The sequence below is a fragment of the Kitasatospora sp. NPDC091276 genome (genome assembly GCF_040684355.1).
Lineage (GTDB): Bacteria > Actinomycetota > Actinomycetes > Streptomycetales > Streptomycetaceae > Kitasatospora.
In genome coordinates this window covers 77879-103320 of record NZ_JBFBFU010000028.1, presented here as the reverse complement: position 1 = coordinate 103320, position 25442 = coordinate 77879, and the positions used below count along the sequence as shown (strand labels likewise).

At 72.5% G+C, this 25442-nt stretch carries 21 protein-coding genes and 2 pseudogenes; 10 read left to right on the top strand and 13 right to left on the bottom strand.

The window, feature by feature from the left end; genetic code table 11:
* Positions 1-92: 92 nt before the first annotated feature.
* The 5 genes from gndA to AB0O19_RS29560 all read right to left on the bottom strand — a co-directional run bounded on the left by gndA (position 93) and on the right by AB0O19_RS29560 (position 5724).
* Positions 93-1538, bottom strand: coding sequence for an NADP-dependent phosphogluconate dehydrogenase (gndA, locus tag AB0O19_RS29580; protein WP_363623862.1), 1446 nt, complete (start codon positions 1536-1538; stop codon positions 93-95).
* Between the two features lie 61 nt (positions 1539-1599).
* Positions 1600-1863: a hypothetical protein gene (locus AB0O19_RS29575; RefSeq protein WP_363586919.1), complete on the bottom strand. Its 264-nt coding sequence runs from the start codon at positions 1861-1863 to the stop codon at positions 1600-1602.
* 231 nt (positions 1864-2094) lie between these two features.
* Positions 2095-3156 carry a hypothetical protein gene (locus AB0O19_RS29570; protein ID WP_363623860.1) on the bottom strand — a complete coding sequence of 354 codons (1062 nt, stop codon included), beginning with the start codon at positions 3154-3156 and terminating at the stop codon, positions 2095-2097.
* A gap of 52 nt (positions 3157-3208) precedes the next feature.
* On the bottom strand, positions 3209-5080 hold the full coding sequence (locus AB0O19_RS29565; protein WP_363623858.1) for a DNA/RNA non-specific endonuclease: 1872 nt from the start codon (positions 5078-5080) through the stop codon (positions 3209-3211).
* Between the two features lie 71 nt (positions 5081-5151).
* Positions 5152-5724 carry a sensor domain-containing protein gene (locus AB0O19_RS29560; protein WP_363623885.1) on the bottom strand — a complete coding sequence of 191 codons (573 nt, stop codon included), beginning with the start codon at positions 5722-5724 and terminating at the stop codon, positions 5152-5154.
* A gap of 846 nt (positions 5725-6570) precedes the next feature.
* Between AB0O19_RS29560 and AB0O19_RS29555 the strand changes: the two genes are divergently transcribed.
* The 6 genes from AB0O19_RS29555 to AB0O19_RS29530 all read left to right on the top strand — a co-directional run bounded on the left by AB0O19_RS29555 (position 6571) and on the right by AB0O19_RS29530 (position 14903).
* Entirely contained in the window at positions 6571-7317 is a 747-nt protein-coding gene (locus AB0O19_RS29555) for a tRNA-dependent cyclodipeptide synthase (protein WP_363623856.1), read from the top strand.
* A gap of 222 nt (positions 7318-7539) precedes the next feature.
* Positions 7540-9597, top strand: a complete 2058-nt coding sequence (locus tag AB0O19_RS29550) for a glycoside hydrolase (RefSeq protein WP_363623854.1) — start codon at positions 7540-7542, stop codon at positions 9595-9597.
* Positions 9598-9840: 243 nt separating this feature from the next.
* Complete coding sequence (locus tag AB0O19_RS29545; protein WP_363623852.1) at positions 9841-11142, top strand: nucleotide disphospho-sugar-binding domain-containing protein; 1302 nt, start codon at positions 9841-9843, stop codon at positions 11140-11142.
* A gap of 367 nt (positions 11143-11509) precedes the next feature.
* Entirely contained in the window at positions 11510-13444 is a 1935-nt protein-coding gene (locus tag AB0O19_RS29540) for a PIG-L family deacetylase (protein ID WP_363623850.1), read from the top strand.
* Between the two features lie 216 nt (positions 13445-13660).
* The gene (locus AB0O19_RS29535; RefSeq protein WP_363623848.1) at positions 13661-14299 is read left to right on the top strand and encodes an ATP-dependent Clp protease proteolytic subunit; all 639 of its coding nucleotides are present in this window, start codon (positions 13661-13663) and stop codon (positions 14297-14299) included.
* Between the two features lies 1 nt (position 14300).
* Positions 14301-14903 (top strand): ATP-dependent Clp protease proteolytic subunit, encoded by a 603-nt coding sequence (locus AB0O19_RS29530; RefSeq protein WP_331745151.1) that lies wholly within the window; start codon positions 14301-14303, stop codon positions 14901-14903.
* 74 nt (positions 14904-14977) lie between these two features.
* On the opposite strand, the gene AB0O19_RS29525 is transcribed toward AB0O19_RS29530, so the two are convergent.
* Both AB0O19_RS29525 and AB0O19_RS29520 read right to left on the bottom strand, forming a co-directional pair.
* The gene (locus AB0O19_RS29525) at positions 14978-15487 is read right to left on the bottom strand and encodes a helix-turn-helix transcriptional regulator (protein ID WP_363623847.1); all 510 of its coding nucleotides are present in this window, start codon (positions 15485-15487) and stop codon (positions 14978-14980) included.
* 124 nt (positions 15488-15611) lie between these two features.
* The gene (locus AB0O19_RS29520; protein ID WP_363623845.1) at positions 15612-18422 is read right to left on the bottom strand and encodes an SdrD B-like domain-containing protein; all 2811 of its coding nucleotides are present in this window, start codon (positions 18420-18422) and stop codon (positions 15612-15614) included.
* A 407-nt stretch (positions 18423-18829) separates the two neighbouring features.
* Between AB0O19_RS29520 and AB0O19_RS29515 the strand changes: the two genes are divergently transcribed.
* Positions 18830-19195 carry a hypothetical protein gene (locus AB0O19_RS29515; protein WP_363623843.1) on the top strand — a complete coding sequence of 122 codons (366 nt, stop codon included), beginning with the start codon at positions 18830-18832 and terminating at the stop codon, positions 19193-19195.
* A 192-nt stretch (positions 19196-19387) separates the two neighbouring features.
* Here the strand turns inward: AB0O19_RS29515 and AB0O19_RS29510 are convergent, their stop codons facing one another.
* From AB0O19_RS29510 to AB0O19_RS29495, 4 genes and pseudogenes are all read right to left on the bottom strand, one after another.
* A complete protein-coding gene (locus AB0O19_RS29510; RefSeq protein WP_363623841.1) occupies positions 19388-20221 on the bottom strand; it encodes an NAD(P)H-binding protein in 834 nt (277 codons plus the stop codon).
* 115 nt (positions 20222-20336) lie between these two features.
* Positions 20337-20525: pseudogene (locus tag AB0O19_RS29505) on the bottom strand (DUF4291 family protein); the annotation flags it as partial.
* Between the two features lie 307 nt (positions 20526-20832).
* Entirely contained in the window at positions 20833-21318 is a 486-nt protein-coding gene (locus AB0O19_RS29500) for a hypothetical protein (RefSeq protein WP_363586906.1), read from the bottom strand.
* A 215-nt stretch (positions 21319-21533) separates the two neighbouring features.
* Positions 21534-21908 (bottom strand): hypothetical protein, encoded by a 375-nt coding sequence (locus AB0O19_RS29495; RefSeq protein WP_363623839.1) that lies wholly within the window; start codon positions 21906-21908, stop codon positions 21534-21536.
* A gap of 84 nt (positions 21909-21992) precedes the next feature.
* Here AB0O19_RS29495 and AB0O19_RS29490 point away from each other — a divergent pair.
* Positions 21993-22097: pseudogene (locus AB0O19_RS29490) on the top strand (helix-turn-helix transcriptional regulator); the annotation flags it as partial.
* Between the two features lie 214 nt (positions 22098-22311).
* Positions 22312-23358 carry a glycosyltransferase gene (locus AB0O19_RS29485; RefSeq protein ID WP_363623837.1) on the top strand — a complete coding sequence of 349 codons (1047 nt, stop codon included), beginning with the start codon at positions 22312-22314 and terminating at the stop codon, positions 23356-23358.
* Between the two features lie 174 nt (positions 23359-23532).
* Here AB0O19_RS29485 and AB0O19_RS29480 read toward each other — a convergent pair whose 3' ends face one another.
* Both AB0O19_RS29480 and AB0O19_RS29475 read right to left on the bottom strand, forming a co-directional pair.
* Entirely contained in the window at positions 23533-24138 is a 606-nt protein-coding gene (locus AB0O19_RS29480) for an NIPSNAP family protein (protein ID WP_363623835.1), read from the bottom strand.
* Positions 24135-24308: a hypothetical protein gene (locus AB0O19_RS29475; RefSeq protein ID WP_363586896.1), complete on the bottom strand. Its 174-nt coding sequence runs from the start codon at positions 24306-24308 to the stop codon at positions 24135-24137. The genes AB0O19_RS29480 and AB0O19_RS29475 overlap by 4 nt, the downstream gene beginning before the upstream one ends.
* A gap of 55 nt (positions 24309-24363) precedes the next feature.
* On the opposite strand from AB0O19_RS29475, the gene AB0O19_RS29470 reads away from it, so the two are divergent.
* The gene (locus AB0O19_RS29470) at positions 24364-25338 is read left to right on the top strand and encodes a WYL domain-containing protein (RefSeq protein WP_363623833.1); all 975 of its coding nucleotides are present in this window, start codon (positions 24364-24366) and stop codon (positions 25336-25338) included.
* The last annotated feature ends 104 nt before the right edge of the window (positions 25339-25442 follow it).

Below are 25442 nucleotides of genomic sequence, written 5' to 3'. Positions count from 1 at the left end.
CTCCTACCCATGGTGACCGCGGAATCACCTTCTGTGGCGCCGGTCTGTCCGTATGCCGCTCCCGCACGGTGGTTGCGGGTGTCTCAGGTGTCTCAGCGCTGTTCCTCCGGGCGCCTCTCCAGCTCCCAACGGGTGTGGAAGGTCCCCTCCCGGTCGACACGGTGGTAGGTGTGCGCGCCGAAGAAGTCCCGCTGTCCCTGCACGAGCGCGGCCGGGAGGCGCTCCGCCCGCAGGCCGTCGTAGTAGGCGAGCGCGGTCGCGAAGCCGGGGGCGGGCACCCCCAGTTGGGCCGCCGTCGAGACGACCCGCCGCCAGGCCGACTGCGCGGAGCCGAGCGCCTCCCGGAAGTGCGCGTCGGTCAGCAGCGTGGGACGCTCCCGGTCGGCCTCGTACGCGGCCCTGATCCGGTCCAGGAACCGGGCCCTGATGATGCAGCCGCCGCGCCAGATCGCGGCCATCTCACCGGGGTCGATCTGCCAGGAGTACTCCGCGCTGCCGGCCTGGATCTGGTTGAAGCCCTGGGCGTAGGCCACCATCTTGGAGGCGTACAGCGCCTGCTCGACGTCGTCCGCGAACCGGTCCGCCGCCGCGCTGTCGAGCCAGGTCTCGGTGGGGCCGGGCAGCCCCCGGCCGGCCTGCCGGAGCGGCACGCTGCCGGACAGCGCCCGGGCGAAGACCGCCTCGGCGATCCCGCTGACGGGCACGCCGAGCTCCAGCGCGCTCTGGACCGTCCAGCGGCCGGTGCCCTTCTGCTCGGCCTGGTCCAGCACGATGTCGACGAAGGGCTTCCCGGTCGCCGCATCGGTGTGGGCGAGGATCTCGGCGGTGATCTCGATCAGGTAGGACTCCAGGCGCCCGCCGTTCCAGGTCCGGAAGACCTCGGCGATCGCGTCGGGTTGCAGTCCGGCGCCGTGCCGCAGCAGGTCGTACGCCTCGGCGATGAGCTGCATGTCGGCGTACTCGATGCCGTTGTGGACCATCTTGACGAAGTGGCCGGCGCCGTCCGGTCCGACGTGGGTGCAGCAGGGCTTGCCGTCGACCTTGGCCGCGATGTCCTCCAGCAGCGGTCCCAGGACCCGGTAGGCCTCCGGGGTGCCGCCGGGCATGATGCTCGGCCCCTCCAGGGCGCCCTGCTCGCCGCCGGAGATGCCGCTGCCCACGAAGTGCAGGCCGCGTGAGCGCAGGGCCGCCTCCCGCCTCCTGGTGTCGAGGAAGTGCGCGTTCCCGCCGTCCACCACCACGTCGCCCTCGTCGAGCAGCGGCACCAGCTCGTCGATGACCGCGTCGGTCGGCGCCCCGGCCTTGACCATGATCACGATCAGGCGGGGGCGTTCCAGGGCCGCGACGAACTTCTCCGTGGTCTCGGCGGCCACGAACTCGCCCTCGTGCCCGAACTCCTCCAGCAGCGCCGTGGTCCGCGCCGCCGTGCGGTTGTGCACGGCCACCCGATAGCCGTGGCGGGCGAAGTTCCTGGCCAGGTTGCGGCCCATCACGGCCAATCCGGTGACGCCGATCCGGGCCGGTGCCTGCTCGGTCATGGCGGGAATCTCCAAGGGGGTCTCGGGGGCACGGTGGTACAGCGACTCGGGGCTGTCGGGACTACTCGGCGGAGAGCGCGAGGATCTCGTCCTCGGGAAGCTCGACGTACTCCTCGCCCTCCACCCGGATCTCCGAACCGGAGAGCCTGTTGAAGAGGATCTTCTCGCCGACCTTGACGTCCACCGGGTGCGGCTTGCCGCTCCCCAGCTGTCGGCCGGGCCCCACCGCCACCACCTCGCCCGTCCACGTCTCCGGGTCCTGCGGGGTCGGAACCCCGATCGGCTTGACGATCAGATGATCGTGCTTCGGGTGGAAGTCGGGCATGGCATGGTCCTCTCACGTAGCCGCCTGCGGCGCAGCCGGGGCCGCCCCCACGCCTCGATTCTGCCGATCCGCGTCCGCGACCGCCCCACCAGCCGCTCGACGTCCACGCACCGGCGCGGCCGCTTCCCGCCGCCCGTCGCCCGCGGTGGGCGCTGCCGGGTTTCCGGGCGCGGCATACTCCGTTCGGGTCACGGGGCGTCGGCCCGGGCGCAGCGCGGCGGCTCCGGCCGGCTACTGCAGCAGTGCGGTGTGCGGGTGGTCCGGGGCCGCCGGGCACGCGTAGATCTGCTGGTTGTACCCGTCGCCGACGGTGATCATGGTCGGTGCCGCCGGGTCGGGGTGGACGGCGGCCCGGTTCGCGGCGGCCAGGTCCTCGTACGGGATCCAGCTGTGGACGTCCGCGCGGTGCTCCTTCGTGGCGATGGTCAGCATCGGGTCCATCCGGCAGCCGCAGGCGCGGCAGTACTGCGGAGCGGGATCGGTGAAGCTCCAGGGAGCCCAGCCGCCGGCCTTCCAACCGGGGGCGACGGACAACTCCCGGTCGTAGTAGCCGTCCTCCGCCCCGTCGTAGGCGCTGCCCGGCTCCGCGCCGGTCTTCCGCCGCGCGCTCCACGCCCGGACCCGCGCGCGCAGGTCCGGGTCGAGCTCCACTGCCAACGGGTACTCGGTGACCTGCTCGGGGGAGACCAGGCACGGCTGCGGCAGGTAGTCCTCGTACTGGATCGCGGGCGGCTGCGGAGGCGCGGTGAGGACCTCGCCGACCGCGGTGGCGGACCGCCAGAACAGCTCGGTCCTCGGCATGTTCCCCCAGGGGTGGTCGAAGGGGCGGTCGAAGGGGTGGTCGAAGGGGCACCACAGCACCTGGAGCAGGTCCGCGCCTTCGGGCGGACGCAGGTCGGGCACCTCGCGGACGTACAGCTGGGCCACGGCCAGCATCGCGACCGGCCCCTGCGGGCACGGGCGGCCGGCGCCGGCCCGAGCCAGCACGGCGCGCTCCTGCGGGGTGTAGGAGCGGGCGCCCGGTGGCCGGGCCCGGGCAGCCGCCCGGATCTCGCGCAACAACCGGACATCGGCCGGGGAGGTCGCCGGCAGCACGGCCGGCACCCGGTGCGTGCCCTCGCAGTGCGGCCACGGCTCGGCGGCGGGCCACAGCAGCGGACCTCCGACCGAGCTCTCCCGCGGGGACGGCGATCCGGGCCGCGGGTGCAGCCGGGTCGCCGTCCGGGCCAGCGGGGCCAGCCGTGGGAAGGCCGCCACGATGTCATCCGGCCTCGGCGGGGTGGTGCGGGTCATTCCGGCCTCCCAGCCGTACCGGTCTCGGTTCCCCTGTCCCGGTCTCCCGGTCTCAGTTCCCCAGACTGGGCCCGCCGTCCCCGGGGACGTTCAGGAGGGTCTGCTCGTTGAAGACGGGCCATGACGCGCCGTCGGGCAGCTGAACCGTGGCGCTCATGCTCGCGCCCCACGGGATCGTGCTGCCGTCGTCCCGGTAGAGGGGCGTCACCACGTAGTACACGGCGGCGTCCCCGTCCGCGGACAGCGCGTTCACCTCCTTCTGGACCCTGGCCTCGAACATCCTCATGCTGATCCCCTTGATGTTCATCCCGAGCTGGTAGCACGGGACGAGGTTGATCCAGTCCTCCTTGTGGCTGCCCCTTCCCCCGAGGACGTTGGCGATCAGGTGGCAGCGGGCGAGGCCGCCGCCGGGGGACTGCGCGTTCGCGTCCTCCCAGCCCGTGATGTCGCCGCCGGCTTCGTCCCCCTTGACCAGGGGGTTCGTCAGGCAGGCCTCCGCCTTGCCGGCCCTGGTGGCCGGCGCGGGGGCCCGGGAGCCGGAGGGGCTCGGGCCCGCGGTCCGGTTGCGACTGGGCACGGGCTGCTCGGTGTTGAGGATCCATCCGCTGCCGCTCGGCCTGCCCCGGGGTTGGGTCAGGCAGGCGGCCTTGCCGGAAGGAGAGGGCGACGGGCTCCCGGGGCCGGTCTCCGGAGGCTCCGGCGCCGGCTGGACGGTCTTGATCTCGTCGATGACGAGTTTCACGCCGGCCTTGTACGCGACGAGCCGGCCCCGGCGGTCCATGGCGGTTCTGAAGACCTCCAGGGCGGGGGCCGCGGCAGCCCCCGGCATCTGCACCTGGAGGGCCGTGTAGTTCCCGTCGGGCTTGCGGACCAGCCCGTCGTAGGCGATGGACGGGCTGCCGAGCTGTGCCGCCTGGGCGGCGGGAAGCTGCCCGACGGCCTCGGGCAGCAGGTACGCCGTGCCCGGGCGCATGTCGACGGTGGTGCCGGCCTGTTTCGCGTAGGCCTTCAGGGCGGAGGTTCGCGGCTGCTGGTACGGGCTGTCGGCGGTGCCGGCGGCGTCGGCCGTGTCGACGGTGTCGACCCCCCGCCTCCGGCTCTGGGACTGGTTCTGACTCTGACCCTGGTTCTGGTTCTGGCTCTGGGACGGGGCGCGAGTGCGGTGCTGCGGAGGGGCGGCCGCGTCACCGCCCTGGTCCATCGCCGCCGCCGGGTCCGGTGGATTGTCGGCGAGGCTCTGGGTGGCCTGGGCCATCTGCTGGAGCAACTGCTGTGCCCGGGGCTGGAGTTGCTGCTCCTTGGCCTGGAGCTCCTTGGCCTTCGCCTCCTGGGCCTTGGCGGCGGCGCTGAGCTGGGACTGCCTGGAACTGAGCTTGGACTCCTCCTGCCCGAGCTGGGACTGCTCGTTCTCCAGGCTGCCCTTCTCGGCCTGGAGCTGGGCCTGTTCGGTCCTCAGTTCGCTCGCCTCGGCGTCGTACGCGCTGGACGCGGCGGCCTGCGCGGGCAGTTGGAAGGTGTGCGGCTTGTTGTTGTGGGCATCGATCCTGGAGGCCAGGGCCGCCGCGCGCGTCCCGAAGCTGCCGGCCTTCTGCTTCGCGGCAGCGGCCTTGGTCTCGAACGCCGCGGTGTCGTTGCGCAGGGCGGCGGCATCCTTGGTGATCTGCTCCGCCTCGGCGACCACGGCCTTCTCCTGCTGCGCGATCTCCGCCTCCTGCCGGTTGAAGTCCTCGACCTCCCGGATGAGCTGCGCCGAGGCGGCCGCGACGTCCCCGGACGGGACCAGGACAGCGACGCCGCCCGACTGGGCCAGGACGGCCGCAGCGCCGGTGGCCGCGAACGCGGGCGCTCCCGCGCCGACGACCGGCACCAGCACGGCCGCCAGCGCCAGGAGAACGAATCGCCGTACGGCCGTCCGTACGGTCATCCGCACAGTCGCCCGTACGGTCGTCCGTACGGTTCGCCGGCGGCGAGCGGCCGGGCCGTACGGGGACGCGGTCATCCGCTCACCTTCCCGGTGAGCTCGTCGGCGAGCTTCGCGGTGGTCGGCTGGCCGTCGCCCGCCTGGCAGACGGCGACCTGGACCAGACTCGTGCCCTTCACCCGCGCCTGGTGGTGGCAGGCCCACTGCGCGCCGCCGTCCTGTGCGCCGTCCTGCGCCGCCGTCCACGCCACGGCGACCTCGGTGGGAGGGTGGGCCGTGTAGGCCCACTTCGCGGTACGACCTGCCTGGTCGGTGACCGTCGAGGACGGGCACTTGGTGAGACCGTCGGTGAGCGCCTGGAAGGCCGCGCCGGTCTTCTCGCTGTCCGGGAACACGCCGATGACCTGGTTCACGGTGTAGGCGCCCGTGGCCCCCGCGTCCTGGTAGGTCGCCGACAGGAACGCGGTCCACGCCTGTCCGTAGACCGACTGGGTCGTCGGCCCCGCCGCGACGGCGCATTCCGACGGCGACACGGCGAGCGGGGCGTGCGGACGGTTCGACTGCGGGCCGGCGACCAGCGTCGTCCCGGCCAGCCGACTGACGCTGTCAGGGCTCACGAGGTCCGCTTGGACCGTACCCGCGGCCACGTGCGGCGGCAGGCTCGTCGGCTGCTGCGGCCAGAGCCACCACCCGACGCCGGCCAGGACGAGGCAGGGCACGACCGCGGCCACGATCAGCTGCCAGTGGCGCGGTACCCGAGCGAGCCGGGGCCTGCCCGGGCCTGCCGTCGGCGCGTGCTGCGGAACCGGCGGCTGCGACTGCGACTGCGACTGCGGCGACGGCGACGGCGCCGCGCCGGATGCCGAAGGCGGCCCAGCAGGACGGGCCCCAGCGCCTGCCGGGCCACCACCGCCCGGGCCCGTCGGCGGCGAAATGATGTAGTCGGCGTCTTCGGCCACGCTGATCTCCCCCACGACACGCCGCCATCCGGGCGACTCAGGTTGCGTTCTGCAAACGAAGCCGGTACATACCGTCACTCATCCGACGCGGCGGGGCAAGACCTTCCGGTCGGATTTGAGGACCGTCTGAGCATTTCGCCGAAACCGCGAACTGACACCCAGAGCCCCGAAGTTGGATCAACCCGTGTCGTGCCGCGCAGAGCCGAAGGATCGGAGCTCCCAGGGGCTGCCGGTGGGTGGTGCGCTGTCGGCGGCGACCGTGGACATCATTCGTCGGGCAGGGCGAGTGCCAGTCTGCCGAATCCTCGACGGCCTCGGACAAGCCGCGCGCTGACGGGCCGCCGGCTCCCCCCGCGACGGTCGTCCCCGTTGTCATCGACTGTCCGTCAAGGTCAGGGCCTCTGTCGCACCCATGCCCCACCGCCCCTGTTTCGTGGGCGAGTTGAAGAGATTTGACGATCAGTCAGACGAAATCTAACGTCGACCCCGTACTGATCGTCGCTCACTCGTTCGATGGCCCGGAGGGGTTTTCGCATGCCTCCTTACGAACAGACCCCTGTCGGCATATCAGGAATTTCCGAGAATCAACCGAAAACCTCCTACAAGGCGAGTGTTGACCTGGTCTCCCCTTCGGCCCGGCGGACCGGACTGGCGGATCAGGGGCAGTGCTTCCTCGGCGTCAGTCTGGAGAGCGGCAATTTCGCTCCGGGCAAGATCGCCGCGATGCTCCGCTGGATAGCCAGGCGGTTCCCCCGCTGCACGGTGCTGGTCGGGGACAGCATCCACCGGATCACCCTGGCGTCCACCCGGGGCCTGCCGGAGGACGAGGCGCTCTCCCGGGCGCTGGCCCTGGGCGACCGCTTCATCGCCGACACCCGGGCCCTGTTCGCGGCCGAACGCGAGCAGACCGAATTCACGTTCCTGCGCTGCTCCGAAGTGCAGCGGTGGGATTCCTACGCAAAGCAGCATCGAAGCCTCACCGACTACCACCGGGCCGACCGGAACTTCCGGGAGTCCGTGGACGCGTTCGGGCGGAGCTTCCACACCAGGCATTCCGGCCAACTTGCCGAGGCCGACCTGGAGAGGCGGGTCGAAATGTCCGCACAGTACTTTCTGGAGGAGTCCGCAATATTCGCGTGTCTTGTCCAGGAAGGCCTTTCTGTCATGGTCTACCCCGGTTCGTTCGGCACCCTTTCGGAGATCACCGACGGGAGGCACCCGGACGCTCCGGAGGAACTGCGTCGGCTGACCGTCGTCTCGCTCGATCTGCGGAGGCGTTGACGGCGTCCCTCACCCCACCGAGCGCCCTGCCGGACCGCCGGACCGCCGGACCAGCACGTCCAAGCTCGGGTGCCGCGTCAGCATGACCGGTGGTCAATGGTCGGTTCTTAAGGACTTCTTAGGAGTCCTCCGTATCACTGTGTCATGCACACCGGTACTCATACGTCATCCCTTGCGGGCCCCGCCCGCCGGCACGTTCCGCGCGCCGTTCTCGTCCTCGCCATGGCCACCGCGCTGGTGTCCGCAACCGTGGCGAGCGCCACCGGCAGCTCCGCCTCGCCGATGCGGGTGCGGGTCCATGACGGGCGCGTCGACGTGCCGGTGCGCGGCGGCACCGCCACCATCGACGCGGCCACGCTGCGGGCCGAGGCCCGGACCGAGGACGGGCGGGTGGTCCTGCTGTCCGCTCCGGCCGCCCAGGGGCTGGGCAGGGCGAGCGCCCCGGTCAGGACGGCGAGCGGCGCCGCCTGGTCGTATCCGGAGAAGGGCCTGCGGGCCGAAGTCCGTCCCGATCACGGCCGGTTGCTGGTCACCCTCACCGGGACCGCCCTCACCGGGAGCGGCGGCGACACCTCGGTGCGGTGGCCGGTGACCGCCACCGATGCGGCCGCCGCCGAGGTCCAGCTCCCGCGCGGCGAGGGGCTGTCCGTTCCCGTCGACGACCCGTTCTGGAACTCCTCCGACGGGGCGCTGGTCGGCGAGGAGCAGGAGCTGAGCTCGCAGCTGTCCATGCCGATGTGGGGCTACACGCTCCGCTCCGGCCGGGCCGGCGTCAGCTACATCGTCCCCACCGACATCGGCACGTCGCTGACGTTCGCCTCCCAGGACGGGCGGTTGCGGGCCACGGCCGAGCACGGATTCTCCGCCGGGAACGGCACCGGCGCGTACACCGTGGCCTTCTCCCTCACCGACGGCTCCCCGGTGGCCCCGGCCGTGGACTACCGCAACTGGCTTTCGGAGCACGGGCAGTTGGGCAGCCTGAGCGAGAAGATCAAGCAGAACCCGCAGACCGCGAAGCTGCTCGGCGCCTTCCACGCCTACGCCTGGGGCGGCGCCCGCCGGCCCGCCTACCTCGACCGGCTCAAGGAACTGGGCGTCTCCCGGCTCTGGCTCGGCTACGACTCCGACGACTCGCCGATGACGGGCGAGGACGTCAAGGCCGCCGAGGCCGCCGGCTACCTGGTCGGGCCGTACGACTCCTTCGCCAACGGCCAGCAGAAGACGGACGACTCGTCCCCCAACTCCGTCTGGCCGGACGACGTCTACCCCCGGTTCTGCGTCCTCAGGGCCGACGGAACGCCGCAACCCGGCTTCCACAAGAAGGGCTGCTACCTCAGCTCGCAGGCGTTCGAGCAGGCCGAGCCGCAGCAGCACTACCTCGCGGACCGCACCCGCTCGCTGGTCGCCAACGGGGCCGACAGCTACTTCCTCGACGTGGACGCGGCGGGCGAGCTCTTCCAGGACTTCGACCCCGGCCACGCGATGACCATGGACGAGGACCGCACCAACCGGCTCGCCCGGATGCGGCGCCTGACGGACGGCTCGTACGACGCGTCCACGGGCCGGCCCGCCCCGCTGGTCCTGGGATCGGAGTCCGCCGGCTCCTGGGCCAACCAGGTGCTGGCCTTCGACCACGGCTCGGGCACCCCGGTGGACGGGCGGCTGTGGGCGATGGAGTCCGGGCACTTCGACAACGGGCCGCAGGACCCCAAGGACGACGGCGCCTGGGGCGGCTACGCCCCGGAACAGGCCGCCGCCACCTTCTTCAAGCCGGTGCGCACCACGGACTTCAAGCCCGAGCACCAGGCCCGGGTGGCCGCCGCCCTGAAGGCGATGTACGACCCGCGGTACCGGGTGCCGCTGTACGAGACGGCGCTGCACGGTTCGCTGGTCAACGTCGAACGCTGGGAACTGCCCTTCAGCAAGCTGCCGGAGCAGAAGACCACGCGTGCGCTGCTGGCGATGCTCGACAACACCCCGCTCAACTTCGTGCTCAGCGACAAGGACCCGCACGACGGGCAGAACCTTCGGGAACTGGCCGCCCTGCAGCAGTACTTCGCGCCGCTGCACCAGGCGGCCGGCGCCCAGCAGCTGACCTCCTTCCGCTGGCTGACCGGCGACCACCTGGTGCAGCGGACCGTCTTCGGCGACGGCGCGCTGACCGTCACCGCCAACTTCGGCACCACCGTCCACGACGGCCTGCCGGGCGGCTGCGTGGACGCCACCGTGCGCGGACGCCCTGGCACCCAGCGGCTCTGCCCGGCTGACGTGGTCTCCTGACGACCGTGGCTGACGAGCTGAGGAGCTGACCAGCTGAGGACCTGACTGCCTGACTGCCTGACGAGCCGGCGGGACGGGCACCCCCGCCCGTCCCGCCTGGCCCCGCCGCCCCGCCGCCCCGCCGCCGGTGTCGGTGTCGGGCGGACGCGGCGTGGTGGGTTAGCCTGCGCTGTGGGCCGGGTGCGCGGGGGCGACCACGGGGTGCGTACGGACCGGCCGACGAACGACTATGGGGGGTTTCACATGTCCAGGATCATCACTGCCGCCATGCCCGCGCACGGGCACACCGCGCCGATGCTGGCGATCACCGCCGACCTGGTGGCGCGCGGGCACGAGGTGGTCTTCCTCGGCGGGGCGCGGTTCGCCGGGGCCGCCGAGGAGACCGGGGCGCGCTTCGTCGCCCTGCCGCCGGAGGCGGATTTCGACGACCGCCGGATCAACGACTCCTTCCCGGGGCGGGCCGAACTGCCGCCCGGGCCACAGCGGTTGGCCTTCGACGCCCGGAACATCTTCATCGACCCGGTGCCCGCGCAGTACCGGGCGCTGCGCGCGTTGCTGGCGGAGTTCCCGGCCACGGTCGTGCTCGGTGACTGCTTCTTCCACGGCGCGGTGGCTCTGGCGCTGGCCCATCCGCGCGGCGAGCGGCCGGCCGTGGTGGGCATCGGGGTGTCCCCGCCGATGCTGCAGAGTGTCGACACCGCGCCCTTCGGGCTTGCGCTGGCGCCCCAGGCGGGACCGGAGGGGCTGGCCCGCAACCGGGAGTTGAACGCCGAGGCGGCGCTGCGCGGTGAGCCGCTGCGGCAGTACGCGGCCGAGGTCTTCGCCGGGGTCGGGGCCGAACTGCCGCCGGGGCCACGGGCGAACGCCGCCGTCACCGGGCCCGACCACTACCTGCAGCTGACCGTCCCGGGGTTCGAGTACCCGCGCAGCGACGCGCCGGCCTCGCTGCGCTACATCGGCGCGCTGGCGCCGCAGAACCGGAACGAGGTGGAACTGCCGCAGTGGTGGCCGGAGTTGGCCTCCGACCGCCCGGTCGTGGTGGTCACCCAGGGCACCCTGGCCAATGACGACCTGACCGAGCTGCTGATCCCCGCGGTGCGGGCGCTGGCCGACCGCCCCGACCTGCTGGTGGTCGCGGCCACGGTCCGCCCGGACGGGCCCGAGCTGCTGGCGCAGGCGCTCGGCGGCCTGCCGGACAACGTGCGGGCCGCCGGCTACCTGCCGTTCGACCGGCTCCTGCCGCACGCCGACGTGTTGATCAGCAACGGCGGCTACGGCGGTGTCCACACCGCGCTGGCCTTCGGGGTGCCGCTGGTGGTCGCGGGCGGCAGCGAGGACAAGCCCGAGGTGGCCGCCCGGGTGGCCTGGCGCGGTGTGGGCATCGACCTGCGCACCGGGCGCCCGGGCGAGCCGGAGCTGCGCGAGGCCGTCGACCGGGTCCTGGCCGACCCGGCCTACCGCGCCAACGCCGCCGACCTGGCCGCCGAACTCGCGGCCCACCAGCCGCTGACGGCGATCGCCGAACTGGTGGACTCGCTCGGCTGACCGCCGCGGGGCGCCGCCGGGTGCTCGGGAGGACCGACCGACGGGATCTGCCGACACGCCGTCACCTCGCGCGACCGGCCTCCTGCCCCACCCGGCCGCACGGACCGGTCTTCTGCCCCACCCGGCCGCACGGGTTGGACTCGGCTTGTCGTCTTATCGCTCGCTGGGCCGATTCCATCTCCGAAAGGAACGGGATCGTCCGGAAAGAGGCCCGATGGGCGGGGAGCGGTTGAAGTAATTTGATGATGCGTCAATTGACTTCCCCCGATGGCAATTTGCGCGATGCGGTCCAGGGTATTGCCTTCCCGATATGCGCTAGCCTCGTCCTGGCGTGATCACATGCCGATCTCGAATTGGGGGGAATCACATGGCAATCGGACGACGGCAACTCCTCACCTCCGTCGCGCTCACCGCCCTGGCCGCGCCCGTCCTGGCCAAGGGGACCGCGACCCGCGCGGCCGCGGCCGTGGGGGCGGCCCCGGCCGCCCCCTCCGGGCCGCTGTTCATGCAGGTCGTCGCGCACGAGGACGACGACATCCTGTTCATGAACCCGGACCTGTCCAACGCGCTCGCCATCGGCACCCCGTCCGTCACGGTGTTCGTCACCGCGGGCAACGCGACCGGCGACCCGTGCGCCACGTCCTGCTGGGACACGGCCGGCGAGCCGCTGCGCACCTGGAACCGGCAGATGGGCGCCATCAACGCCTACTCCCGGATGACCGGGGTCGGCGACACCGACCCGGCGACCGACGAGGTCGGGCACTGGACGGCCGAGGCGTGGACGGTCGCGGGCAAGCAGGTCGAACGGTACGTCCTCAAGGACCGCCCAGTGCACCTGATCTTCCTCAACCTGCACGACGCCGGGCTCGGCGCCGTCCTGGCCGGCGGCACCGACACCACGGTCGTCCCGGTCGGCAGCCCGCTGTCCGGGCCGTCGACCTACACGGCGGCGGACGTCGTCGAGGTGCTGCGGCAGCTGATGGTGATGTACCAGCCGACCGTGCTCCGGGCCCAGGACGAACTCCCGGACAGCCGCTACTCGGGCGACCACTCGGACCACGTCTCCGCCGCGAAGTTCGCCGGCCAGGCGGCCCTGCTGTACGGCGGCCCGCTGATCCAGGTGAACTACCGGGACTACAACATCAGCGACTCCCCGGTGAACCTCGACCCGGCGACGACCGGCGCCAAGGGCGTGTTCGTCTCCGAGTACGCCAGCCACGACCACTCGGGGAACTACTCCGACGCCTGGTTCTCCCGGATGTACTACCGCTGGTCGCGGGGCACCTCCTGGGCCGGGCTGAACCAGGACGGCCGGCCTCAGGTCTTCGTCGTCCGGGCCAGCGCCCTCTACACCTACTGGCGCCAGGCGGACGGCAGTTGGGGCGGTCCGGTGCGGATGGCCGACCCGGGTGGGCGACTGGCGCCGGGCATCGCGGTCGGGACCAACGCCGACGGCCGGCTGGAGGTCTTCGCCCGCCGCCTGACCGATCACCACATCATCTCCCTGCCCCAGGGTGCGCCCAATGGCTGGTGGTGGAACAGCTGGGCCGACCACGGCAACCCCAACACCGGACTCGGCAACGAGGACCAGGTCGGCGTGCCCGTGGTGGCCGGCAACCAGGACGGGCGGCTGGAACTGTTCGTCAAGAACGGCGGGGGCGGCCTCAGCAGCATCCGGCAGACCACCCCGGGCGGGGTGTGGACGGGCACCTGGACGGACCTGGGCGGCACCGACCTCCAGGACCCGGTCACCGCGATCCGCAACGGCGTCGGGGCGATCGAGGTGTTCGCCAGCACCCGCACCGGAATCCTCGGCTGGTGGCAGGGCGCCCCGAACGGCGCCTTCGGCGGCCCGGGCCCGATCCCGGGTGCCCGGCCGGCCAGCCCGCCCAAGGCCGCGCTCGACCAGGACGGCCGCATCGAACTCGCCTACCGCGAGGTCGGCACCGGCGCGATGCTGGTCAGCTACCAGACCCGGCCCGGCGGCGAGTGGAGCCGGTCCCCGGCCCCCCTCGGCGGAGACGGGGGAGTGGGCGAGCCGGCGGCGGCCACCGTCGGCGGACGGGTCGTCCTGTTCGAGCGCAACCGCGGCGGCGGCGTGAGCACCACCGCCCAGACCGCCCCGAACTCCGGCTACGGCACCTGGCAGGACCTCGGCGGCACCGTCCTCGACTACCCGGCCGCACTCGTCGACGGCGGCGGCGTCCTCCACGTGTTCGCGATCGGCTCGGACGGCCGCGTCTACTACCGCACGGGCGCGACGCCCACCACCTTCGGCGGCTGGCAGGGCCTGCCGCTCTGACCGGTCCCGCCCGGCGGCCGGTCGGGGGCTCTCCCGGCCGGCCGCCGGGCCGTGCGCAGCCGGGCCGGGCCGTCGCCTCTGCCCGTGGCGAATCTGCGGCAGGCAGAGAAAACGCATCCGGAGGTCTCCCGGGGTCAAGAGTGGAGTCGAGGGCAAGCCCGCCTCAACACCTCGGCTCGACACCTCGACACCTCGGCATCTCGACAAGGAGACCGGATGACTCCCCTCACCACGCTCGCGCCCCGCGCGGAGGAGGGCGGCACGCCGCCCAGCCGCTTCGACGACCACCTCGCGGCGCAGCTGCTCGCCCAGCGGATCGTCCTCCTCGGCACCCAGGTCGACGACGTGTCGGCCAACCGGGTGTGCGCGCAACTGCTCCTGCTGTCGGCGGAGGACCCGCGCACCGACATCAGCCTGTACGTCAACAGCCCCGGCGGGTCGGTCACCGCGGGGCTCGCCATCTACGACACCATGCGGCTCATCCCGAACGACGTCTCGACGCTGGTGATGGGGTTCGCCGCCAGCATGGGCCAGTTCCTGGTCACCGTGGGGGCGCCCGGCAAGCGGTTCGCGCTGCCGAACGCGCGGATCATGATGCACCAGCCATCGGCGGGCATCGGCGGCACCGCCGCGGACATCGAGATCCAGGCGGAGAACCTCCAGTTCACCAAGAAGGCCATCGAGCGGATCACCGCCGAGCACACCGGTCAGAGCGAGGAGACGATCGCGCGGGACGGCGACCGGGACCGCTGGTTCACGGCCGAGCAGGCCAGGGAGTACGGGATCGTGGACCGGGTGGTGGAGTCGGTCGCCGACATCCGCCCGGCCGCGTCGCGCCGACGGATGGGGCTGTGACATGGGGTCGTACACGGTTCCCTATGTCATCGAGCGGACCGCGCAGGGCGAGCGCTCCTACGACGTCTTCAGCCGGCTGCTGAACGAGCGGATCATCTTCCTCGGCACCGAGATCGACGACGGGGTCGCCAACGTGGTCATCGCGCAGCTCCTGCACCTGGAGTCGGAGAGCCCGGAACGCGAGATCTCGATCTACCTCAACTCGCCCGGTGGATCGTTCACTTCGCTGATGGCGATCTACGACACGATGACGTTCGTGCAGGCGCCGATCTCCACGTTCTGCGTCGGTCAGGCGGCGTCGACGGCGGCGGTGCTGCTGGCCGGCGGAGACCCCGGGCGGCGGTTCGTGCTCCAGCACGCGCGGGTGCTGCTCGGCCAGCCGGCCAGCGGCGGCCGGCAGGGGACGGTGTCCGACCTCAGCCTCGCGGCGAAGGAGATGGTCCGCACCCGCTCGCAGGTGGAGGAGGTGCTGTCCCGGCACACGCACCACGACGTGGCGACACTGCGCGCGGACATGGACCGGGACAAGGTGTTCACCGCCGAGGAGGCCGTCGCCTACGGGCTCGCCGACGAGGTGCTGAGCCGACGGCTCGCGTTCGGCTGACTTCTCCGTGCGGGCGTGGCCGGTACGGCGGGGCGCACCACCGTCGTACCGGCCGTCGGCCGGGGCAGGTCCGATCAGGCGGCGAGGCAGAGCCCGTCGTACTGCGCCGTGGGCGACGTGCGGCTCCGGTCCAACCGGCTTCGGCCCACCGCGCCCCGGCCCACCTGGCTCTGGCCCACCTGGCTCCGGCCCATCTGGCTCCGGGTGTGCCGGGTCAGCTCGTCCTGGGCGAGCGAGAGCAGGTCGGCGAGGCCGAGTCCGAGGGCACGGGCGGCGGCCGCGAGGACCTCGGAGGAGGCCTCCTTGCGCCCGCGCTCCAGCTCCGACAGGTACGGGATCGAGATCCGGGCCGCCTCCGCCACGTCCTTCAACGTCCTTTCCTGGGCGAGCCGTTCGCGGCGCAGCGCGTCGCCGACGAGGTCGCGCCACAGGGGTTCCCTCGGCGCGTTCGCGGGCGCGGGCACGGGCGCCGGTGACGCTCCCGCCGGCCGCTGCGGGGCGCGGGTCGCCCCGCCGGAACCGGGCGACGAGGTGTGCGGGCGCAGGGGGATGACGCGGGCTTCGTTCGGCGCATGAGTGCTCACCCCTCCAGCCTAGGGATCCGGGGCACCAGGGGAAGGGAGTGGCGTTCTGCCCTGGGTGAAGCCGTACGGGCCGCCCGGCCGGGCCCGTGGCCGTCGAACTCGCCACGGGCCCGGCCTGGTTCCACTACGCGTGCCGCGCCCCGCGCCGGCGCGCGACCACGACCAGCACGCCGCCCGCACCCAGCAGCGCCGCCGCACCGGTCACACCGAGCGGCAGCATGCTGCCGGCCCCGGTGGTCGGCAGCGCGCCGCCGGGCCGCTCATCGGGCCGGGACGGCCAGGCGCTCGGCGACGGCGGCGGCGACGGCGGCGACAAGGACGCCACCGCCGCCACCGAGGACGACGGGCTCGGTGCCGGGGTCGGCGGTGGGGTCGAGACCGCATCCGGCGACGACGGGGCCGCGCCCGAACCGGCCGACGGGAGCAGCCGGTTGACGACCGTCACCGTGATCCCGTCGTCCAGGGTCTCGCAGGTGAGCACCAGCGGCCCGAAGACCGTGACGGCCGGCGCCGCGTAGCCGTCGGGCGGGCTCACCTCCACCCAGTAGTACGTCCCCGGTCCGACGACGATCCGGCAGATGCCGTCCGCCCCGGTGGTGCAGGGATCGCCGACCGGCGAGTCCTGGTGCCCGCCGGCGGTCTGCGGCCAGCTGGGCCCGCCGTTCCAGCGCCACAGCTGGAACGTCGCCCCGGCCAGCGGCCTGCCGTCCTGGTCGTGCTTGACCAGCGTCAGCGCGCCCTCCTGCGGCCGGAAGCCGAAGTCGAAGGTGTGGTCGTCCTGGCCCGGCCCGCCGGTGGTCAGTTCCCGCTCGGCGTACGTTCCGCCCGGCGGGACGACGCCCTTGGAGTTGATGAACGGGTTGTCGCCGACGTCGTGCCGGGTGGGCACCCACTGGTACAGCGGGCCGCCCTGGGCGAAGTCGGCGGGGTTGTCCAGCCGGATCGTGTACTTGGTGTGCGGCTTGAGCCCGCCGTCCACGTTCGAGTCGTCGAAGTAGTACTCGCCGCGCGCCGTCGTCCGCGCCGTGCCGACGAGCTTCCCCGGCCCGTCGTACAGGTGGACGGTGGCGCCCTCCACCGGGCGCTGGCCCGGCTTCTGGATGCCCTTGTGCTCGGCGTCGTACCAGACCCGGTTACCGATCTGCAGCGGCGCCTGGTCGCAGAGCACCTCCAGGTCCCCCATCGAGGCGCCCTTGCCGAACGGCGCGGGCACGTTCGCCGGGTTGAGCCGCAGGCCGAACGCCGGGTCCTGCCTGCCGTCGCGCTGGACGAACGACGTGCCGTAGCCGAAGGCCGTGCTGTTGGGGTCGAACCCGGAGGTCCCGATGGTGTTCTCGACCTTGGACAGCGCCATCCCGGCGTAGGCCGCGTTGTGGTGGACGCCCATCCGGCTGGTGTCGAAGAAGCGGGCGCCCCGGGGCGAGAGCCCGCAGCCGGTGTTGGCGTCCAGCACGTAGGTGCCGCCGCTCAGGCAGGCCTTGTTCAGGTCACCGCCCGACAGCACCTCGCCCACCGCCGCGCCCGACCCCGACTGGCCCGTCGCCCGGTCGGCCATGCGGTCGCGGAAGGCCAGCAGCATCGAGCCGTCCGTCTCGAATCCGACCTCGCCCAGCTCCGGCTCCGGCTGCGCGCGGAAACCGGCGCAGGTCTGGCCGTTCTGCGTGGTCGGGTAGGTGTTCGTCCACGGGAACCAGCCCGCGCCGTCGCACGGGCCCGATCCGACGGTCGACTGGCGCGGGTAGTCCAGCGGCTGGTCCAGCACGGCCGCACCGAACCGGCCGGTGGCCAGGTCGAAGGGCAGCACGACCGCCCGCAGGTCCGAGGCCTTGCCCGTCGACTCGCCCGAGCAGACCCCGCCGAGGTAGCCGACGCCGTCCTGGAGGCCCAGGCCGAACGGCCGCCAGTCCCCGGCCGAGGCGCAGCCCGGGTCCGGGATCGGGTAGACGCCCCTCGGCTGCGCGGCCGTCGGTGCGGTCGCGTCGTAGCGGTACAGCGTGCGGGTGTTGAGGTTGACGACGAACAGGTCCCTGCCGTCGTTCGTCACCTTGAGCCCGCCGAGGCTCTCCTTGCCCGGCGCGACGAGGAACGCGTCGTCCGTCCCCGGTCCGTGCGCCGTGCTGCCGGCGTCCGGGACGGTGGTGAACAGCGTGGTCCGCCCCTGCGCCGGGTCGGTCACGTAGATGCCGCCGGCGCCGCCGGGGCCGTAGTCCGTGGTGCGCTTGGCCGCCGCCGAGGAGAAGATCCGCCGGTCGGCCTTGTTCCACGCGATGCCGTAGAGCGTGCCCGTCTGCGCGTCGGTGGCGAGGTTCGTGACGTTGACGTCCACGCCGTCCTGGCCGCGCGCGCGGTACGGGAACGACACCAGCGTGCGCTGCGCGCCGCCTCCCCAGGTGGTGTTCTGGCAGGTCGTCACCAGCGGCGCGTTCTGCTGGCAGTAGTCCCCCGGGTACCACAGCCCGGTGGTGTACGAGACGTTCTTGCCGCCGGAGAGGTCGACGAACTCCTCGTTGGAGCTCAGCTGGTTCGGCGCGCCGTCCAGCCCCTGCCGCGAGGCGAACGCCGGGAACAGCACGCCCGGCTTCGGATTCACCACCTGCACCCGGTACGTGCCGCCGTGCTCCCGGCTCCGCGGCGGCGCCAGCGTCACCGTCCCGTCGGCCCCGGTGGTGCCCTCGACGTGGGCCCGCGCCTCGCCGGTGAGCGTCACCTTCACGCCCGCCAGCCCCGGCTCCAGCGCGGGCGTCCACACCCCGGAGGAGTCCACGGCCCGGATCACCCGGACCGTCACCGTCCCGTCCTCCGTCTGCGAGAACGCCGCCGGCGCCGTCAGCGCCCCGCCGCCGCACAGCGCGGCGGCGAGCACCGCGGCCCGCGCGACGCCCTTCCTTCTCCTTCTCGTCCCCACCTGATCCCCACTCTCATGGTCGGCGGACATCTGCCCGATCCGGGCAGGACCCCCAGGAGAGCGACAACCGGTCGTCCACGTCCTGGTTTCGGGGCGAATTCACTGGTGTGTGTGACAGGTGAAGGGCCGGAAATCGCATCAAGTTCGGATACGACCGCACAAGTTCGCATACCGCAGGAGAAATCCCGACGCCCGGAGCGCCCGGACCCCCGAGGCGGAGCGGATCCGCAACTCCCCGCAGTCCCGCCCGACGGCGTCTACCACAACGCGTTTTACCACAACGCCCCCCTGCCACGCCGCCGTTCCGGTGCCCGGACGCCGTCCTGCCCGGGGGCCTTTAGGCCTGAAAGCCGCTATCCGAAGCCGGTGATCAAACCGTAGGAATGGCTCCACGGCCTGATCGGCCACCCACCCGTGATCAGAAGGAGCCCTCGCCCATGATCCGTCTTCGCACCTGTATGGCCATCGTCGGCGCCGCGGCGACGTTCGCCCTGACCGCCGCGCCCGCCCAGGCCGCCCCGGGCGACGTCACGACCTCGTGCGGAAGCGTTCTCACCCCGGCCGGCTACGTCGACGTCAGCTGGGGCTACAGCAGCAGTTGCGGCACGCAGAGCTTCAGCCCCAACATCAAGCAGATGAAGCAGCTCACCGGACTGCCCGTCGGCACCGTGGTCCAGGCCTGCTCCACCACCTACCCGCCGGCGGGCTGGGTCCAGACCGGCTCGTACTACACCAGCAGCTGCGTCGCCTGGTCGAACCCGAGCCTCAACAACAACGCCTGGCAGCTGAAGCGCGTCTCCTGACCGGGCGACTCCGCTGGGCCGGCACACCCGGGGCGCTCCCTCAGGAGAGGGGTGCCCTGCCGTCCGGGCCGCCGTCCGGGAGGTGTTCCCGGACGGTGGTGTAGGCGGGGCGCGGACGGCGGCCCGAAGCCCGACCGCCGCCGAGCGGCCAGGACCGGGCACCGGCATCCGGCAGCCGGCGCCCTCGGTGGATCAGCTTTCGGACAGCTGCTCGCGCAGCACCGTGCGCAGGGTGACGGGATCGCGGCCGAGCAGGTCGGCCAGGGTGGGGTCGGTGGCGGCGAACTCGCCGGCGCGGCTGGCGGCGAAGATGCCGAGCAACCGGTCGGCGGTTTCCGCGGGGACGCCTTGGCCCGTCAGCTGCGTGCGGAACTGGTCGTCGGGGGCGGTGGTCCGCGTGACGGTGCGGCCGGTGAGCTCGGTGGTGATGGCGGCGATGTCGTCGAAGGTGAGCGCCTGTCGGCCCGTGAGCGGCGGCGTGGGGCCGTCGAAGCGGCCTTCGTCGGCCAGGATGGCGGCGGCTGCGTCCGCGAGGTCGGCGTGCGCGGTCCAGGCGACCGGCCCGTCCGCGGGGAGCGCGAGCCGGCCGGACTGTGCCGCGTTGCCGAGGAAGTGCGCCGCGCTGGTGGCGTGGAAGCCGTTGCGCAGCGAGGTGAACGGCACGCCGCAGGTGCGCAGGGCCTCCTCGGTGGCGGCGTGGTCGCGGCAGGCCTGGAAGCGCGACGTCGCGCCGGCCCCCATCTGGCTGGTGTAGAGGATGCGACGGGCGCCCGCCGTGACGGCCGCTTCGATCGCGGTGCGGTGCTGCCTGACGCACTCCTCGCCCATCTTGTCGACGGAGACGACGAGGACCTGCGCGGCGTCCTCGAAGGCGTGCGCGAGGCCGGCGGCGTCGGTGAAGTTGCCCTGGCGCACCCGTACCCCTTGGTCGGCGAAGTTCTGCGCCGGCGCCGAGCAGCATCTGCTGGGGGAGTGGCTGAACCGCCTCGCCGCCGACGGCTGACCACCGGCGGCTGGAACGGGCAACGCTACCCCGGCCCCGGTGTCAACTGATGGTGCACCACGTCTCGGACCGTCGCGAGCTGCCCTGGCGGACGGCGACGGAACGAGCAGCCCGTGGCCCCGAGCGCTCGGGACCGGCTCAACCGCACAGGTGGTTCAGCAGCGCGTCGTCCGCCGGATAGGGGCGCTCGGCGGGAAGGAGCTGCCGGGCGGCATCCAGAGCCCCGCCCCTCACCTGGGCCTGGACCGTGTGCGCGAGTGCGGTGACGTCGTCGATCGAGACGATCCACTGCTCCGCGTAACGCTCGGCGGCCTCGCCGGCGAGGCCGCCGGTGCGGCGCTCGGCGGTCGCTGCGGCACCTGCGGTGAGCGCGTGGTGGAGGTGTTCCCGGGTTCCTCCGCTTCCCGGCGGTGCCGGCCGGCGGGTGCCGAACGGCCCGGGCCGTTCGGCACCCAGTGGCGGGGCACCGTCTTTTCATGCTTCTCATGCGTTTCATGCGGCGGCGTGCGGCGTGCGGCGCGGCGGTACAGGCGCCGGATCACCCGACACAGGCGCCGGGGGGGGGCGGGGGCCGGACAGATCCTGGACTATCTGGCGGCGCTTGCCCGACCCTGGCGGTGCCCGACGGCCGGGATCAGTTCTTCCACACGCCCCAGTAGACGTCGGCGTTGTCGCCGGAGCCGCTCTCACGGGTGGTGCGGAAGACGCTGCTGGTGCCGTTCTCGTCGTAGCTGTTGGAACCGGTGTAGGGGTTGGCCCAGTGCAGCTGGACGGTGTTGTTGTTGCGCCAGCCTTCCTCGCAGCCGTACGTGCTGAACGTCGCCCAGCCCTCGGTGCCGGTCAGGAACCCGTTGCTCTCCGACTGGAAGGTGGCGTCGCCGGTGTTCCCCAGGGTCTGCGGCGGCTCCTGGCCCTGCGTCCAGATGCCGTGGGCCAGAGCGTAGCCGGTCCGGTAGAGCGAGCAGCCGGTCCCGTTGTGCAGGTGGACGGTGGTGCTCCGGGCTGCCTGGGTGGTGGCCTGGGCGGTGGCCGGGGCGGCCTGGGCGGTGCCGGTGGCGATGGTGCCGAGCCCGATGGCGCTTACCGCAGCCAGCGCCGCGAAGCGTGCGGAGGTACGCATGGTTCCCTCGATTCCGTGTGCCTTCGGTGGGTGGCGCGGGCGGTGTCCCGCGCCGTGGTGAACGATGGGCCGCGCCGACAGACAAACGATGGACGGTGCGTCCCGCGCCGTTCACCGCACCGTTCGCAACGCCCGTCCATCGTTTGTCAGTTGGCGTGGCGTACGAGCACCCGGGCGGCCGCCCGTCCCGACGAAGGCCCCGGAGACGTCCTCCCTCACAGTGGAGTGAGGATGTCCTGGTCCGCCCCGTCGAGGACGAAGCCGTTGTCCAGCCGGACCCGGACCGTCACCCGGTTCCCCCGTTCCCGGTGCGCGGTCCACTGCGGCTCCAGCGCGGCGATCTCCGCCTCCAGGCGCTCGCGGCTCGCCACCGGCATGGTGTGCCCGTAGTCCTCGAACAGCGCTTTGAGCCGCTGGTACTCGCGAACCTCATGGCTCTCCGGGAGTTCCCCGTCCACCCGCTCGACGGTGCCCTCCATCCCGGATCCCAGTGAGAGGAACCCGACGACGGCCCCGGGCTCCCCGGCGACCGCCTCACCGATCCCGAGATCCTCGGCCAACCTGACGCGCCGGCCTTCCTTCAGGGTCATCCGTCCTCTGCCTCTCCATCGATCGAGGCCGCCGGCGCCGCCGGCCCGCGGCCACGGCCATTATCCGCGGTCGCGTCACGGTGCACCCTCTCCCGCCTGGAGGGCGGCACCCGCAAGCCCACCCTGGAACTGCTGCTGCCGCTCGCCGAGGTCCACGCCGTGCCCCTCGACGACCTCGTGGGCGCGCCTCGCATCCGAGCCCGCACCACTTGACCCGTCGGGTCGGTGACACGCGGGGTCATTGCTGCCACCCTGAGCGTATGAGTACGGGCCAGGCCCAGCCGCTGTGCACGGACGTTGCTCCACGGCCCCGGGAAGGCGATGCCGCCTCCCCGGCCCAACCGCCCACGCCCGTAACCCCCGTGGTCTGGTCCTACCGATCGTTGTTTCTCAGGGAGGCACGATGACCGGCCGGGTGATCTACGCGTCGTTCGAGTTCCAGTTCCCGCTGGGCGGCATTCGGGTGCTGAACCAGCAGGTCTCGCTGCTGCGGGCCGTCGGCGTCGAGGCGTTCCGCTGGACGCCAACGCCGGGATTCCGTTACACGTGGTTCGACGACGACGTGCCGACGCTGTCCGGCATGACCTTGGACCTCGGGCCCGAGGACGTGCTCGTGCTGCACGAGGTCAGCGTGGTGCCGGGCCACGACCCGGCGCCCGGCGGCCACAAGGTGATCTACTCGCAGGGGCACTACGTCAACTTCCTGACCTGCCCCGAACCCGGCCCGTATCCGGGCTGGTCGGACCGGCCGGCCCTGTGGACGATCTCGAAGGCGGGCGTCGACATGTTCCGCCGCGCCCTGCCCGAGTTCGAACCGCACCTGGTGCCGAACGTCATCGACACCGAGTTGTTCCGACCGGCGTCGACCGAGCGGGTTCGGCGCATCGCGTGGATGTCCCGCAAGCGCCCGATCGAGACCACGTTGCTCCGCCGTCTGCTGCACGCCGACCCGCGGTTCGAGGGCGTGGAGCTATACGACATCCACGCGGTCCCCCACGAGGAGGTCGCTCGCGTCCTGTCCGACACGTCGGTGTTCATCGCGTTGGGAGCGCCCGAGGGCGAGGGCTTCGGATTGCCGCCGGCCGAGGCGATGGCCAGCGGCTGCCTGGTGACCGGTTACGCCGCCGGCGGCGGAGCGGAACTGTTCGACTCGCCGTCCGCGTGGCGGATCCCGGAGCTCGAAACGGATCGGTTGGCGGACAAGGCCCTTGAGCTGCTCGACCTGCCCGGCCAGGAGGAGGTGCGGCGGGCGGGCCGTCAGTGGGTCGCCGACCGGTACACCACCCGGGCCGCCGTCGAGGCACTGATCGAGGGCATCCGCAAAGCGCGTGCCCTCCCCGGCGGGGCGGCGAAGGCCACCCATCCGGCCGCCTGGATGGAGGAGTTGTTGAGGCGCTTCCCGGTGCCGCCGGAGACGCACGCCCGGGTGGAACCACCGGCCGCTTCGTAGTGCTCCAGCCGGACTGCTCCGTTCCCGCCGGCCACCGGCCCGAAAGCGGGGAGCGACGGCCCGCACCAGCGTGGTGCAGGCCGTCGCCACCTCGCACGACCCCGTTCCCGGCGGGTGACGCAGCAGGTCAGGCCGGACGTCGGCCTGCCCACCCACGGCCCTCTGCGACAGGCTTCAGCGGGAGTGTTGCGGCACGGGCGAGAGGTGCAGTTGCTGCGGGGCGGAGTGCAGGTGTGTCGAGAGGTCCGGCAGGGGGGCGGTGTCGCCCGTGGTGAACCACACCAGGACGTCCTCGCCGGCCCGTACGGGCAGGGCGGGGAAGTCGTTCTCCGCGTGTTCGGTGCGGTGAACCGCCAACGGCGGGGTCCGGGCGGCCAGTTCCGGGCGCAGACGCCGCTCGAAGTGGTCGGCGAAGGCGGCGGGGTCCAGGGGGTGGCAGATGGTCGCGACGACCGGTCCGGCCTCGGCCGGGGTGGTGAAGCCCGGGCCGCGCAGCAGCAGGACGTCGTCCGAGTCCACCATCGTCGCGTTGGCGGCGTCCCGGTGCTCCTTCCAGACCGGCCCGTAGTAGAAGGCGTGCAGTGCTCGTGCCCGCGACGCCATGTCCGGGAAGCTGCGCAGCCAGACGAAGCGGTCCGGGTCGTCCAGGTCCCGGAACCGGCCGCCGACGGTGATGCCCACTGCCTGCTGTCCGGTCACGAACTCCCGCTCGAAGAGGTCGATCAGAGTGTCGCGGGCACCTCGGTGCAGGGTGTACTGGCGCAGTTCGACGATGCTCACGAGGCGTCCTGCAACTGGACACGGCTGAGCTCGGTGACCCGGTCGAGCGCCCGGCTGTGTCCGCCGTTCACGGAGAACTCCTGCGCCCGGCTGTCACCGCCGGCCGGAACCCCGGTGAGTCTGCGGACGGCCATGCCCCGGGAACCGTGGAGGAAGTCGGAATCGATCATGGCCGCAGGCTAGAACCGGTCCACTGACACCTCCTGTCAGTGGATACTGACAGCTGTGCGCGCCAGCCGACTGATCTCGCTGCTCCTGCTCCTCCAGAACCGGGGAAGGATGACGGCCCAGCAGCTCGCCGACGAGCTGGAGGTGTCGGTCCGCACGGTCTACCGGGACCTCGAAGCGCTCGGCGCCGCCGGGGTCCCGCTGTTCGGCGAGGCCGGTCACGGCGGCGGCTACCGGCTGCTCGACGGGTACCGCACCCGGCTGACGGGCCTGACCGCCGATGAGTCGCAGGCCCTGTTCCTGGCCGGGCTGCCCGGCCAGGCGGCCGAGTTGGGCCTGGGCGAGGTCCTGGCGGCCGCCCAGCTCAAGCTGCGGGCCGCCCTACCGGCGGAGCTCCGCGAGCGGGCCGGGCTGATCCAGGAGCGCTTCCACCTCGATGCGCCCGGCTGGTACGGGGACGTGGACGAGACGCCGCACCTGGCGGCCGTCGCGGCTGCGCTCTGGGACCGGCGCAGGGTGTGGGTCCGCTACCGGCGGTGGAAGGCGCCCACCGAGGTGGAACGGCGACTGGAGCCGTACGGACTGGTCCTCAAGGCCGGCCGCTGGTATCTGGTCGCTGCCGCGGGCGGTGCCACCCCGCGTACGTACCGGGTCGACCAGATCCTCGAACTGCGAGAACTGGAAGAGGAGTTCGAGATACCCGCGAGCTTCGACCTGGCTGCACACTGGCGGGACCGGCTCGCCGACTTCCATGCCCGACTGCACACCGCGGAGGCGACGGTGCGACTGTCGCCGCGCGGTGTCGCCCGGGGCCGCGAGCAGCTCGGCCGCGCGTTCGACCGGGCAGTCGCGGATTCGGGGGTGGCCGAGGCGGACGGCTGGACCAGGGCGTCCGTGCCCATCGAGTCCCTTGGCCACGCCCACGACGAGTTCCTGAGACTGGGCACCGACGTGGAGGTCCTCGAACCACCGGAGCTGCGTGCCCGGCTGGCCGCGACAGCCCGCGCACTCGCCGACCGATACGGGGCCTGACGTGGGTGAATTCCCGGCCCTGCCCTCCGTCTCTGGCGGGACGTGTGCCGGGTCGCCTGTCCGCCGGCCCGGGCCGGCCTGCCTGCCCGATCCGCTGGGTCGAT

What these genes read in the sequence shown, in the direction of transcription:
- AB0O19_RS29550 (WP_363623854.1), top strand. Translation starts at nt 7,540, where the DNA reads ATGGCCACCGCGCTGGTGTCCGCAACCGTGGCGAGCGCCACCGGCAGC.
- AB0O19_RS29575 (WP_363586919.1), bottom strand. Translation starts at nt 1,863, where the DNA reads ATGCCCGACTTCCACCCGAAGCACGATCATCTGATCGTCAAGCCGATC.
- AB0O19_RS29520 (WP_363623845.1), bottom strand. Translation starts at nt 18,422, where the DNA reads ATGTCCGCCGACCATGAGAGTGGGGATCAGGTGGGGACGAGAAGGAGA.
- AB0O19_RS29540 (WP_363623850.1), top strand. Translation starts at nt 11,510, where the DNA reads ATGGCAATCGGACGACGGCAACTCCTCACCTCCGTCGCGCTCACCGCC.
- AB0O19_RS29565 (WP_363623858.1), bottom strand. Translation starts at nt 5,080, where the DNA reads ATGACCGTACGGACGGCCGTACGGCGATTCGTTCTCCTGGCGCTGGCG.
- AB0O19_RS29475 (WP_363586896.1), bottom strand. Translation starts at nt 24,308, where the DNA reads ATGATCGATTCCGACTTCCTCCACGGTTCCCGGGGCATGGCCGTCCGC.
- AB0O19_RS29500 (WP_363586906.1), bottom strand. Translation starts at nt 21,318, where the DNA reads ATGCGTACCTCCGCACGCTTCGCGGCGCTGGCTGCGGTAAGCGCCATC.
- AB0O19_RS29495 (WP_363623839.1), bottom strand. Translation starts at nt 21,908, where the DNA reads ATGACCCTGAAGGAAGGCCGGCGCGTCAGGTTGGCCGAGGATCTCGGG.
- AB0O19_RS29485 (WP_363623837.1), top strand. Translation starts at nt 22,312, where the DNA reads ATGACCGGCCGGGTGATCTACGCGTCGTTCGAGTTCCAGTTCCCGCTG.
- AB0O19_RS29530 (WP_331745151.1), top strand. Translation starts at nt 14,301, where the DNA reads ATGGGGTCGTACACGGTTCCCTATGTCATCGAGCGGACCGCGCAGGGC.
- AB0O19_RS29555 (WP_363623856.1), top strand. Translation starts at nt 6,571, where the DNA reads ATGCCTCCTTACGAACAGACCCCTGTCGGCATATCAGGAATTTCCGAG.
- AB0O19_RS29545 (WP_363623852.1), top strand. Translation starts at nt 9,841, where the DNA reads ATGTCCAGGATCATCACTGCCGCCATGCCCGCGCACGGGCACACCGCG.
- AB0O19_RS29515 (WP_363623843.1), top strand. Translation starts at nt 18,830, where the DNA reads ATGATCCGTCTTCGCACCTGTATGGCCATCGTCGGCGCCGCGGCGACG.
- AB0O19_RS29535 (WP_363623848.1), top strand. Translation starts at nt 13,661, where the DNA reads ATGACTCCCCTCACCACGCTCGCGCCCCGCGCGGAGGAGGGCGGCACG.
- gndA (WP_363623862.1), bottom strand. Translation starts at nt 1,538, where the DNA reads ATGACCGAGCAGGCACCGGCCCGGATCGGCGTCACCGGATTGGCCGTG.
- AB0O19_RS29570 (WP_363623860.1), bottom strand. Translation starts at nt 3,156, where the DNA reads ATGACCCGCACCACCCCGCCGAGGCCGGATGACATCGTGGCGGCCTTC.